Source organism: Roseivivax halodurans JCM 10272, assembly GCF_000521785.1.
Lineage (GTDB): Bacteria > Pseudomonadota > Alphaproteobacteria > Rhodobacterales > Rhodobacteraceae > Roseivivax > Roseivivax halodurans.
In genome coordinates, this window is sequence record NZ_JALZ01000060.1 from 1 (window position 1) to 11,411 (window position 11,411).

The 11,411-nt window shown below is 65.7% G+C and carries 11 protein-coding genes; 7 read left to right on the forward strand and 4 right to left on the reverse strand.

The features are described 5' to 3' along the window. Window positions 1-232: 232 nt before the first annotated feature. The 4 genes from OCH239_RS20205 to OCH239_RS20220 form a co-directional block, all read right to left on the reverse strand. Window positions 233-706, reverse strand: coding sequence for a GNAT family N-acetyltransferase (locus tag OCH239_RS20205; RefSeq protein WP_211242038.1), 474 nt, complete (start codon window positions 704-706; stop codon window positions 233-235). Between the two features lie 109 nt (window positions 707-815). Continuing rightward, entirely contained in the window at window positions 816-1,247 is a 432-nt protein-coding gene (locus OCH239_RS20210) for a P-loop NTPase family protein (protein ID WP_211242039.1), read from the reverse strand. Window positions 1,248-1,521: 274 nt separating this feature from the next. After that, entirely contained in the window at window positions 1,522-1,818 is a 297-nt protein-coding gene (locus tag OCH239_RS20215; protein ID WP_051489669.1) for a GNAT family N-acetyltransferase, read from the reverse strand. Between the two features lie 329 nt (window positions 1,819-2,147). Next, window positions 2,148-3,773 carry a winged helix-turn-helix domain-containing tetratricopeptide repeat protein gene (locus OCH239_RS20220; RefSeq protein WP_037267037.1) on the reverse strand — a complete coding sequence of 542 codons (1,626 nt, stop codon included), beginning with the start codon at window positions 3,771-3,773 and terminating at the stop codon, window positions 2,148-2,150. A gap of 145 nt (window positions 3,774-3,918) precedes the next feature. Between OCH239_RS20220 and OCH239_RS20225 the strand changes: the two genes are divergently transcribed. The 7 genes from OCH239_RS20225 to OCH239_RS20255 all read left to right on the forward strand — a co-directional run bounded on the left by OCH239_RS20225 (window position 3,919) and on the right by OCH239_RS20255 (window position 11,195). After that, window positions 3,919-5,142 carry a serine hydrolase domain-containing protein gene (locus OCH239_RS20225; protein WP_084782727.1) on the forward strand — a complete coding sequence of 408 codons (1,224 nt, stop codon included), beginning with the start codon at window positions 3,919-3,921 and terminating at the stop codon, window positions 5,140-5,142. Window positions 5,143-5,343: 201 nt separating this feature from the next. Next, entirely contained in the window at window positions 5,344-6,375 is a 1,032-nt protein-coding gene (locus OCH239_RS20230) for a hypothetical protein (RefSeq protein WP_051489670.1), read from the forward strand. After that, window positions 6,372-7,118, forward strand: a complete 747-nt coding sequence (locus tag OCH239_RS20235; RefSeq protein ID WP_051489671.1) for a hypothetical protein — start codon at window positions 6,372-6,374, stop codon at window positions 7,116-7,118. Before OCH239_RS20230 ends, OCH239_RS20235 begins: the two co-directional genes overlap by 4 nt. Window positions 7,119-7,139: 21 nt before the next feature. Next, window positions 7,140-7,358, forward strand: a complete 219-nt coding sequence (locus OCH239_RS20240; RefSeq protein WP_037267041.1) for a hypothetical protein — start codon at window positions 7,140-7,142, stop codon at window positions 7,356-7,358. Between the two features lie 831 nt (window positions 7,359-8,189). Beyond that, on the forward strand, window positions 8,190-8,984 hold the full coding sequence (locus tag OCH239_RS20245; protein ID WP_037267052.1) for an SDR family oxidoreductase: 795 nt from the start codon (window positions 8,190-8,192) through the stop codon (window positions 8,982-8,984). Window positions 8,985-9,834: 850 nt separating this feature from the next. Next, window positions 9,835-10,755, forward strand: coding sequence for a hypothetical protein (locus tag OCH239_RS20250; protein WP_157577998.1), 921 nt, complete (start codon window positions 9,835-9,837; stop codon window positions 10,753-10,755). Continuing rightward, window positions 10,752-11,195, forward strand: a complete 444-nt coding sequence (locus OCH239_RS20255) for a hypothetical protein (protein WP_037267043.1) — start codon at window positions 10,752-10,754, stop codon at window positions 11,193-11,195. Before OCH239_RS20250 ends, OCH239_RS20255 begins: the two co-directional genes overlap by 4 nt. Window positions 11,196-11,411 lie beyond the last annotated feature (216 nt).

An 11,411-nucleotide genomic window follows, 5' to 3' on the forward strand; every position in this document is an offset into this window, starting at 1 on the left:
CTACCGCGAGAGCGGTTTCGTCCAAGTCCCGCGGTGCCGACGCTCGGGACCGACGCGGCGAAGGTCGGTGGAGAGCCCTTAATCCCGGATGCTGCGAAGCGCACGAAGGTCGGCTTCCGCGGAACGTTCTGCGGAGGCAGCATTCTTTTCTATGATGTCTTATTCGTTGATTGCTGCACGAAATCAGTTGATCACCGATGACGAGAAGTACGCCATATCCCCGCAACGGTTTTCATGAAACCGCTAGCCGCTTGCAATCCACGCCCTCGACCCGGCGATAGGTCACGAAGCCCATCGCCTCGTAGTAGGCAATCGCCGGATCGTTGGTGGCGCCGATGAACGCCTCGATGGCCGGGATACCGGCCGACCGCGCGGCGTCTAGGGTCGACGGAAACAGGAGCCGCCCCACGCCGCGACGGGCCATCTCCGGCAGGATGTGAGTGCCTACGATGCCCCATCCTGGTGGCGTGCCGTAGGGGTTTGATGACGTCGCAAGTTTAAGAGACTGGAACCCGACGATACCGCAATCACCGTCCATAGCGACGGAGCAGCGGATCTGAGCGGGGTGAGCAATGTAGTGCAGCCGAGCAAACTCCGGATCGCTCCGCTTGCGCCGCTTGCCTGCCGCAACGAGGCCTCGCAACACGGCAGCGATGCCATCTGCGTCATTGATTGATGCGGCACGTATCTGCACCTTGCGCTCCATGTTAGGTCAGCCCTCGATTCAATCTGATAGTGCCGAGCGTTCGTTTCGTCGTGGTGTTCAGACATGGCACCGAGGGTGGCCGTCTCGATAGAGCGCACCTGAACGGAACCTACACGCCCGACCGGACTTCGTTGACGAACGCATCTTGCTCGCGGAACGAGCGCAGCGTGACGATACGCTTATCCGCTGCGAACCGTCGCTTCAGGTCGAGCATCTTCTCGCGTGACGAGTGGCGGGTACGCCATATCCAGCGGTAGAACTCGACCTGGTGCCAGCCGAATTGCTCAGGGCATCCCTCCGGCAGATCAGGGCGGGCTTGGCCCCAATCGCGGATCGAGCGACCGATCACACGCCAAAGGCGGGGCAGGACGGGCGCGTCGAGGTGGACGATCGTGTCCGCTCGTGCCGCCCGCTCGTCGTAGGTGGCCGACAGACCACCTTCTAGTATCCACGCGTCGCTCGCTTCGACCTCGCGCACCATGCGCAGCTTCTCGTCGCGCGGACGTTCGCGCCATCCGCTCATCCAGTGGATGTGATCCATGTGGTGGACCGGCAGCCCCGTCGCAGCACCCAAGCCGCGGCGAAGGTCGGTGGAGAGCCCACTTTACCTGATGCTGCGCGGTGAACGAATGTCGGATTCGGTGGATGCGCCGCAGTGCAGCACGGTGCTCCCTTTGGTCCTAGACCCACCCGACGGTGCGTTCCAAAATCCTTCAAGGACGCTGTCGCAACGGCGGAACCGTTTCGCCGGACCGTCCCGCACGTGTGAACTTGGCTGGAACGGTGGGCATCAGATGATGCCCCGCCACAGTCTACTACAGTACCTTGCGGCTCGTAATCTTGTCGTCGCCCTCGGCCCAGTAGTCCCGGATACGGGTCTCAGGCTCGTAGCCGCGCTTCTCATAGAACTCCCGTGCGAGGGCGAAGCCCTCCGCGCCAGAGGTATCCATGATCAGCATCCGCGCGTCCTCCAGCGCCCGTATCCTGTCTTCGAGCGCTTCCGTGACCGCCGCGCCGATCCCCGCGCCTTGGTGGGCGACAGCGACGGCGAGGGCGAGCATCTTCCACGTGCCGTCGGCGAGCGTCTCGGGCGCGGCGAAGACGACGCCCAAACGTCACCGTCGAGCGTTGCGTTCAGCCACGGGCTCTTGGCGGCATCCGGGTCCGGCGACGCGAGGAAGCCAGCGGGCATGTCTTCCAGCATCTCGGAAGGGAAGAGCACCTGGTCGCGTCTATGATCGAGGCGACGGCGGGCAGGTCGTCCTCTGCCAGGGGACGGACGTGGATGCGAGACTTGTCGATCGAGGCAAGCCCAAGTTGGCCACGTTGCACTACCTGTGTACCGGCTCGTTACCATCTGAGGCCCTGCGCTGATCTTAGGCTCGGCGCGGGAGCGGGTCGTCCCGGTTGCCCGTCTCAGGTGTTCACAGGGCCGGATCGGCTAGGTCGGGGCCCCGGCAATTTGGAATCCGCGCGCGAAGATCTCTGCCACGTCCGCGTGGAGGCCGGCGGCGTCGGCATACCACCTTGCGGTGAAGTGCGGCGCCTCCGCGAGCAGCGCCGCCATGCCCGTGCGCGCGGCCTCCTCCTCGCCCGATAGCGCCAGCGCCGCGAGGTGCCCCGCGCGCGCTTCGATGTGGCCGGGCGCGCGGGCATAGGCATCGGCCGCCTCGGCAAAGCGCCCCACCACCATGAGTGCGGCGCCGCGGTTCCAATCGTACCAGTCGGGGCGCGCAGGGTTGAGCGCAATCGCCCGGTCGGACCATTCGACCGCCTCCGGGCCGAGCGCGGGGTAGTGCGCCGAGCGGAAGGAGAGGTAGGCCAGCATGTCGGCATTGCTCGGTGCCAGCGCCGCGGCGCGGCGGACCATGCGCTCGGCCTCCTCTGGATCATCCCAACGCACGGCGTTGGCGCCTTGGCCGAGCGCGAAGGGCCGGTCCGGCGCGACCCGCGCGGCCTCGCTGCCCGCGGCGTGGCCCTGCGCCCAGAGCGCCTCCATCTCCGTCGCCGACATCTCGGTGTCCACGCGGTTGTAGCTGACGAGCGAGAGCTTGGCCCAGGCCTCGCCGAAGCCGGGCTCCATCGCCACCGCGCGCTTCAGCATCACCTCGGCCTCGGACAGCGCCTCGGGGGTATAGGTTTGCATCCGCTCGCCCGCCGCGAGGTAGAGCTCGAAGGCGGTGAGATCCACGTCCGCCCCGGCCCGGGCGTGCGCCTTCACTTCGCGCGCAATGGGGCCCGTCCAGTTGGCCGCGAGTTCGCCCGTGATGGCCTCGGACGCCTCGCGCTGCAGACGCAAGAGGTCCTCGAGCGGCCCCTCGAAGCGCTTGGTCCAAAGCTGGCGTCCCGTCACGGTGTCGGAGAGCATTGCGGTAACCCGCGCCGTCTCCCCCTCCGCTTGAACCGAGCCCGTGACGAGGTAGCCCGCGCCGAGGCGCCGGGCGGCCCCCGGGTCCTGGGCTGCCAGCATGCGGCTCGTCGCCTCCCCGAACACGAAGAGCCAGCCGTTCATGCCCAGATCCGCGATCACCTCCTGCGTGAGCGCGCCCGCAAGGCGCTCCCACCGCGCCCCCTCAGAGAGCGCCTCGAAGTGCAGCACCGCCACTGCGGGACCGTCGTAGGCCACGGCGGCCGCGCCCCGCGCCATCGTCGCGGGCACCGGCTCTGGCCAGAGGAGCCCGAGAGGCGCGAGGAGTGCCAGCCCGACTGCCGCGACCGCGAACCGCCAGCGCGATCTGGATCTGAACCGCGCATCTGGTTCCGCGTCGTCCGAGCCGGCTGGACCGACCGGGTTGGGCGCGGCGATCTGGAGGGAATAGCCGCGCTTGTGATGGGTGCGGATCGCATCTCGCCCGTCGGGGCCGAGCGCGCGGCGGATCTCGCCGACGCACTGCACGATCCCGTCTTCGTCCACGAATCGGCCCGGCCAGACCTCACTCAGCAGCGCGTCCTTGGCAATTACCGCGCCTGGCCGGGTGGCCAGCGCACGCAGGAGCGCCGCTGCCTTGGGCCGCAGTTCGGTCACCGCGCCGTCGGCCGCGCAGACGTCGCCGGTCGCGAGATCCACGCGCGCGCCTCCAATCCAAAGGACTTCGGCCTCCGAAGCCTGGTCTTCGGCGCAATTTCGGAAGGATTTCGGCGCGGCTTCGGGACGTCTTGGCGCGGCGTGCAACAGGCTGCTGTCCGTACCCAGATCTCCCGGAGCCCCCGACATGACAGCCTCCCTTGCCTACCCGCACGCCATTCTATCACAGCGGGTGCCTGCGCACATAGCATCGTTGCGCGCGTCTGCGTACGTCGCGCTGACGCTTAACCTTGCGCTAGGGCTCTTGACCGGCACCGCCGCCGCGGCGGGCACGGCCGAACCCCTGCGCTTTCCCCCTGGCCCCCCTCCCGCCGCGGCCGAGGAGTGGTCGACGGCAAGCCCCGAGGAGGCGGGTTTCGCCTCCGACTTTGACGCGCGCCTCGACGCGGCTCTCGACGATGAGGTCCTAGACGGCCTGCACGCAGTGCTGGTCGTCCGCGGCGGGCGGCTCGTTTACGAGCGCTACCTGACAGGCGATGACGAGATCTGGGGCCGGCGCAAGCAGGGCGTTGCCTTTGGCCCGGACTCGCTCCACGATGTGCGCTCGAACACCAAAAGCGTGGTGAGCCTGCTCTACGGCATCGCGCTCGGCGACGACACCGTGCCCCCACCCGAAGCCCCGGTCCTCGATCATTTCCCCGAGTATGCGGACCTTGCCCAAGATCCGGCGCGGCGAGCGATCACGATGCAGCATGTGTTGTCGATGACCATGGGCACCGAGTGGGACGAGGACATTCCCTACAGCGATCCGGCCAATTCAGAGATTGCCATGAACCGCGCTTCCGACAGCCTGCGCTTTGTGCTCGATCGCCCGTTGCAAGCCCAGCCGGGTGAAGCCTGGACTTACAATGGCGGCGCTACGGCGATCGCCGCGGCGCTCATCGCGCGCAGAAACGGAGGCGACCTCGCCGCCTTCGCGCGCGAGCGGCTGTTCGAGCCCCTGGGCATCGAGCGCATCGAGTGGATCACCGACTACTACGGCGTCCCCTACGCCGCCTCGGGACTGCGGTTGCGCCCGCGCGACAGCGCCAAGATCGGCCAACTCGTGCTGCAGAAAGGCGTCTGGGAGGGGCAGCAGGTGGTGCCCGCCGACTGGATTGAGGCCTCCACGAGCGTCCACACCCCGGGTGGCTACGGCTGCGACTACGGCTACTTCTGGTGGCTCTGCCAGCTCGGCACGGGGCACCGCATGATCGAGGCTTCGGGCAACGGCGGACAGGAGGTGCTGATCCTGCCGGAACTCGACCTCGTGATGGTTGTAAACGCTGGCCGCTACAACGATCCCGACGTCTTCGAGCGCATCTACACTCTTCTGGAGGAGGTCGTCATTCCAGCGGCAGGGCGGCCTTGACGGGGACTCCCGGCTGCGTGTCAGCAGTGCAGCACCGCGCCTCTCCCTCCGGCACAACTCCGTCTCCTTCAAAATGGCGGCCTTCTTACGACGGAGCGTACCGCCACCTGCGTCCGATCCCATTCCTCATTGGCTTGAGGCCGTCCCCCTTCACCATCGTCCGCCATGCGGTCCTGCCTACTGCGCAAGAAGGATTCTTCCATGCACATGGTGCACAGACTACCGACCAGCCCAAGCGCGGCGCCCCGCCTGGCGTTCGGTATCGGGACGGGCCTTGCCTGGGCCGGAACGCAATCGCCGCTCCTTCTGCTTGGGACGATGGTGCTCGGAGCGGTGGTACCGGAGCTTGGCGGATCGGCGAGGGCCGTGCTGCCGGAAGCCGCCGCCGTAATGGTGCTGGGGTCGTTCCTCGCCGCAGCGCTGTCCCCGTCTGAACTCACCCTGTCGCGCTTGCGCTTCTCAGCGGCGCTCGCCGCCACCTGGGTCCTGCCCGTCGCGCTAGTCTGGCTCGTGACCTCGGCAGTTGAGGTGTCTCCAGAGCTTCGGCTTGGGCTCGTCCTGTCGGTGGTCGGGCCGCCTGTCGCGAGCGCGGCCGCACTCGCCGCGATCCTCGGCCTTGCGCCACGGCTTGCCCTCTGGCTGACGATGCCGCCGCTCGTCCTGGCACCGCTGTCGCTGCCGGCGCTGACGAGGCTGTTCGGCAGCGAGATTGCACTTGATCTGGGGCAGATCGCGATGCGCCTCCTTGTCATGATTGGCTCGGCCGGGGCGCTCGCGCTGGTCCTCCTCGCGCTGAGGCGCCTGGTCCCGGCGCTCCTGCCCTCGACCAATGCCGCCGCCGGAATCTCCATCCTCGGCCTTGCGCTCGTGGGGCTCTCCGCGGCGGGCACCGCCCGCCTCGCGATCGACGCGGAGGCCATCCTCTTCTGCAAGCTATGCACCGTCTCGCTCATCGTGACCCTCGGGCTCTGGGCCGCAGGCGCCGTCCTCTTCCGGCAGTTCGGCCGATGCGAGGCGATGACGATCGGGTTCTTGGTTGGCAACCGCAACCAGACCCTCGTCTGGGCCGCGGCGGGCGCTCAGTTCACGCCGCTCGTCGATAGTTACATTGTGGCCGCGATCCTCCCCACTCTCATCCTCCCAGCCGCGCTGCGCCTGGTGCTCGACTTCTGCCGCAAGCCGTATCCCGACTTCGCGGGCCCTGAGTTCCTGCACCCGATGAGAAAGCCATGACCGACTTCCGCCTTGCCAAGCGCCATCCGTCGATCCCCTCCGCGACGGGTTCGATCGAGCACGCTGGACCGGTTTCGGATTTCGCGAATCTGTCTCCGAGTCGCCGGAGGCGCGCTCTCCTGGCCAGACTGACCGGTCCCGGCGGCTACTACAATCTAGGGAACGCCATCGGGCTCGCGGCAGGTCCGACGCAGCAGGTCGCCGCCGCGCCGCGCGACAAGGGCGCGGAGGTCACGGCGTTTGGCACCATTCACGACTACCTCATCGGCAGCCCGCCGGCGACGGCGCTGACCGTCGCCATGGTGATCTTCTTCCTATCCAGCGAACTCTATTTCCGAGGCTGGAGCAGGGAAGGCTGGTCGGACCTGCGACTGATCCGCCTGGGCGATCTGTTTTCCGGCCTCGGGGCGCTGGTTCTGCTGGTCGCATTGGCTATCTATGGCAGCACTTGGCTCGCGGTGACGTCGACGATCCTGCTAGCCGCTGGCAAAGTCGGCAGTGCGATGCGGCCAGGCGCTCAGTGGCGCCTGCGGCTGAGAGCCGGCCGCACGGTCGATCCCCTCCGTCTCATGGTCATCCTCAGCCGACTGATCGCGATGGTTGCGGTCGTCTCAACCATGGTTGGTCTGGCGGCGTCGTCCTCCTTCACCGTGTCTCAGGCCGCGCCGCAGATCGTCCTGTTGCTTTGCTATGGGCTCTGGCTCCGGGCTGACGTGCTACTGAACTCCCTCACAGATCCATAAAACTCACTGGAGATCGAACTGATGCTGTTCACCGTCTTTCTTGCGATTTGCGCCCAGGATGTCCCGACGGCTCGCTGCGCGGAGTCAACCGCGATCCAATGGGTCGTTGCCCCGGAACCCCAATCGATGGCCGTATGCGGCATGTACGGGCAGCAGCTTGCCGCCGAGCTGCAACTGCTAAGATCGGACCGCTACCTTAAAGTCTTCTGCCGCCCACTTGGCGCTCCCGTTGACGTCTGAGAGGTGAATCAACGGAGTTGCTGGAGTGTCTCGTTTCGAAAGCGGTTCAACATCAATTCCACGCTCTGAATCGGGGTGTTTTCGACTGACATCTAAGTAGCGTATGGCCTGCGGGACGTTCCACCTGACCGAGCTATCGCTCGACCCGCACCAGCGCGAGGCCGATCCCGACCACACGAACACTACGCCCGTCAAATGGTCCTTCGGCGTCCGAGCGAGAGGATTGCGGGGCGTGCGACCTGCGTGCACGAGGCCCAGATCAGACAGCCAAGCAGATGACCGGGAGGTTAATCGCCGCCGCGGTGACGAGCACGCCTGTCGCCGGCTCTGGCCCCGTGAACTGAGGAAGCAAGGCCGCATTGAAGAGCAGCGTGTCTTGGCGTTCACCATCGCCATGCCGAAGCCCCCCAGAAGCGCGCCGCCATTAGGGCATGCGACGCTTGAGGTACGTCCACCGCGTCGGCCCGTCCCTGCAGCCATGCCGCGACGCCAAGCCAGATCAGATCTAAGATCTATTGGAACCGCAAGAGGAAAACCGGCCATTCGCGGTCAGCGCAGCGAAAGCTCGCTCCGTCCGCAGAGCCTTCGCTCGTGAGAAATGCGGCGAAGGTCGGGAGCGAGCCCTTCTTTCTGGATACTGCGGGGATCGAACGGCGGTTCGTGCAACTTGACCCCAAGGCTTGCCGGGCATATCCCCACGCTATCCGAAGAGGATCGAAGACGTTGGATCAGCGCCACCGGTAATCCGGTTTTCCGCCTAGAGGGCGGCTGTGCGCGATCCGGGCGAGCAGCGCCCGGGTGTCCATCGAATGCAAACTCTACGGAGCGTTCATGCCCAGACTACTGAACAAGACCGCCCTCGTGACCGGGGGGGCGCGCGGCATCGGTGCCGCAATCGCCCGCGCTTTCCGCGACGAAGGGGCCGACGTGATCCTGACTGATATCGACTCTGCGACCGGGCATGCCACGGCCGACGAGATCGGTGCGACCTTCGTGCGGCTCCATGTAGCCTCTGAAACCGATTGGGACGCGGTAGCCGAGCGCTTTCCCGCGCTCGACGTGCTGGTGAATAACGCCGGCATCACCGGGTTCGAGGGGCCGTTCGACGGCACGCCGCCTGCCCACGATCCCGAGAACGCCTCCCTGGCCGACTGGCGAGCCGTCCATGCGGTGAACAATGACGGCACGTTCCTCGGCTGTCGCTACGCAATCCGCGCAATGCGTCCTCGTGGGGCGGGTTCGATCATCAACATCTCGTCGCGTTCGGGGCTGGTCGGCATCCCGATGGCCGCCGCCTATGCGGCCTCCAAGGCTGCGATCCGCAACCATACCAAGTCGGTTGCGCTCTACTGCGCGGGACAAGGCCTTGCGATCCGCTGCAACTCGATCCACCCGGCGGCAATCATGACTTCGATGTGGGAACCCATGCTGGGCAACGGACCCGACCGGGCCGAACGCGAGGAGGCGATGGTCGCGGGCACGCCCATGCAACGCTTCGGTGAAGCGGCGGAGGTGGCCGCCCTCGCCGTTATGCTCGCGTCGGACGAGGCAGCCTATATGACCGGCGCGGAACTAACGATCGACGGGGGAATCCTCGCAGGGTCGGCCGCGTCGCCCGGCGGATAAGATCCACGCGGAGGGGGCGGGAAATCTGACGTTCGCCTCCACTTCGAGACGACGTTACGGGAGAACCGGGCGTTCGAGAACTCAAAGCGAATGACGGTTCTGTCCGCGCTGCCGACGCGGTGCAGCGAGGGTTGGGTGTCGCAAACGAAGGTTTGCGACACAGGCCACGCGTTTGCCATCAGCGATAGTTGCCTTGTATCTTTTTCGATGACTCAAACAACGTAGCAATTGGTCTTCCGGCGTCTCTCGAGAGATGGCTTGTCGTAGGATTTCACCCTCACCTGCAAACAACCCGTATTTGCTCTGGCGCATCCGTTCCATTCTGTAGATGACGCAACCCAGTAGCGAACGTGCCTGGCCTTCACCGACAAGCTCGCATACCCGCAGGGCGGAACGCTCGTGACCCATGCGGCACGGGCCGCTCCAGCCATGAACTTTCGGCTGAACGCTCACATTGAGGCTCCGTCAGCCCTTCAGCTCGCCACAACGTCACGAAGTCGAGAGAAGGCAGGAATTCCCGACTTCATCTGCTGTGGCTGGCTTGCTACTTAGAATTGCGGGCCGCGACTTTATTTCCGGCCGCCTCATTTGAACCATGCATCTCATTTTCCAGGAGCCGGCGCCTTAGGCCCGGACAGTCCCGGTTTCGACGTCCAAAGATTATTGGGCGCAGAACCATCCGATTGAAAACAAAATCATTGATGGACACGAACTCATGCGCCCCATTCGCACGACATCACGCCCATTTCTCGCGGCGAGCGCACTCACCCTTGCAACTGTGGACTCGGCCTCCGCTCACGAAGCGTGGCTGCTGACACCTTCCGAAATAGAGACCCTCGCGACAGCGCCCATGCCCGGCCTGTTCACCAGCCACACTGCTCTCGGCGTGGCGGCCTGCACCGCCTGCCTCATCATCTTCGCGGCGATGAGAGCCGAGGATCAGCTTCAACCGCTCGAGGATCGTCTGATCACGCCGCGCGCTGGCGCTCTGCTCGACTACGGGCCGGTCGTCCTCCGCTTAGGGCTGGCGATCATGTTGGGCCTCGCAGCCTTGGGCGGGCTCCCCCGCCACGGGACCCCCCACTGGACCGAGCCGACGCTGCTGGTTCCGGACATGCAGCTCGCCCTCGTATCCGGCGCCGATTGGCTCGTCCCCGCCCAACTTTGCATTGCCGTCTTCCTCTTGGCAGGACTGGGGACTCGGGCGCTTGGCGGCATCGTCGTCGTGCTGTCCGTGCTGGGGCTTTTCACGTTCGGCCCCGTTTTTTTGAGTTATACGCCGCATTTTGCGGCCCCCGGCTTCATCCTTCTCCTGACAGGAGGCGGGGCATGGTCAGGTGATCGCTCCCTCGGCCTCGATCATCCTTTTCCGATCCCGACATACGCGACATGGCGTGCCGCGCAGGTCCTGACGGGGGTGGGGTTCATATACCTCGCTGTGGCTTACAAACTCTTTCAGCCCACGTTGCTGATCGCCATCCTTCAGCACGGCGAGTTTCCGACATTCGGCCTGCCGTACCCAGTGGTCGCATTGATCATGACCGGTGTGGAGATCATCTGCGGGATTTTGCTCGCGCTCGGCCGCCTCGTGCGCCCCGTCGCCCTCACGATCACCGCTGCGATCACGTTCCTCGCCCTGGTGCTCGGAGAAACCCCGCTGTTTCACGCGAACCTTTACGGGTGCATGGTGATGTTCGCCCTCGTCGGGCGGAGTTACGTACCCTCTACAGCCGCTCCTCGCGCGTTTGGCCTGAGGAGGTCTCAGGCATGAGCCGTCCCCGGACAAACCGCATCATCGAAGGCCTTGTGGCAACTCTCCTGCTCTCCGGCCTCGCCATCGCTGCCCCGGTCGTAAACGCGGCCGGGAGCCCGCCACGGACGATCTTTCTGACGCTGCCCGCAAATTTGGCGACGCCAACCGTGAGCCTCTCGGCCTCGCCCTCGCCGTCCGAAGGTTTGCGGCTGGTGATCGATACCACCGGTTTCCAGTTCTCTGAGGTTTGCGTGCCCCAGGCTGACGCGACTCCGATCGGCCATGCCCATGTCTTCGTCAACGGCGTGAAGGTCGCGTCCACCTATGGGCCGGTGATCGACATTGCCCCGCTACCCTCCGGCCGGAATGTCGTGGAGGTTGTTCTGCGGGGGCAGGATCATCGGGCGCTGGCCGGCCCCCAAGGTCTGATCAAGGCTGGGCTCCGCCTCGAGATTTGACACTCGAGCTCTCGTCCGGGCTGCCTGAGCCGGGATACCCGCAGGGAAGGGGAGGCATATCACTTTACGCTGTGCCACCTGTGAGAAGCCGCTCTCCGTGTAGGACAGGACTGGGGGCGACGAAATCTTGGATGACGCGGCGGAGCCGCCCCGCAGGGGAACGGGCGCCGCCGGGCCTCACCAGCGGCGCCGCGACTTACATCGCCGCGCCGCCCA

Excerpts from the sequence above, each read along its gene's own strand:
- OCH239_RS20210 (WP_211242039.1), bottom strand. The coding sequence starts at position 1,247 with ATGGATCACATCCACTGGATGAGCGGATGGCGCGAACGTCCGCGCGAC.
- OCH239_RS20250 (WP_157577998.1), top strand. The coding sequence starts at position 9,835 with ATGCCCGGCCTGTTCACCAGCCACACTGCTCTCGGCGTGGCGGCCTGC.
- OCH239_RS20255 (WP_037267043.1), top strand. The coding sequence starts at position 10,752 with ATGAGCCGTCCCCGGACAAACCGCATCATCGAAGGCCTTGTGGCAACT.
- OCH239_RS20240 (WP_037267041.1), top strand. The coding sequence starts at position 7,140 with ATGCTGTTCACCGTCTTTCTTGCGATTTGCGCCCAGGATGTCCCGACG.
- OCH239_RS20205 (WP_211242038.1), bottom strand. The coding sequence starts at position 706 with ATGGAGCGCAAGGTGCAGATACGTGCCGCATCAATCAATGACGCAGAT.
- OCH239_RS20225 (WP_084782727.1), top strand. The coding sequence starts at position 3,919 with ATGACAGCCTCCCTTGCCTACCCGCACGCCATTCTATCACAGCGGGTG.
- OCH239_RS20235 (WP_051489671.1), top strand. The coding sequence starts at position 6,372 with ATGACCGACTTCCGCCTTGCCAAGCGCCATCCGTCGATCCCCTCCGCG.
- OCH239_RS20245 (WP_037267052.1), top strand. The coding sequence starts at position 8,190 with ATGCCCAGACTACTGAACAAGACCGCCCTCGTGACCGGGGGGGCGCGC.
- OCH239_RS20230 (WP_051489670.1), top strand. The coding sequence starts at position 5,344 with ATGCACATGGTGCACAGACTACCGACCAGCCCAAGCGCGGCGCCCCGC.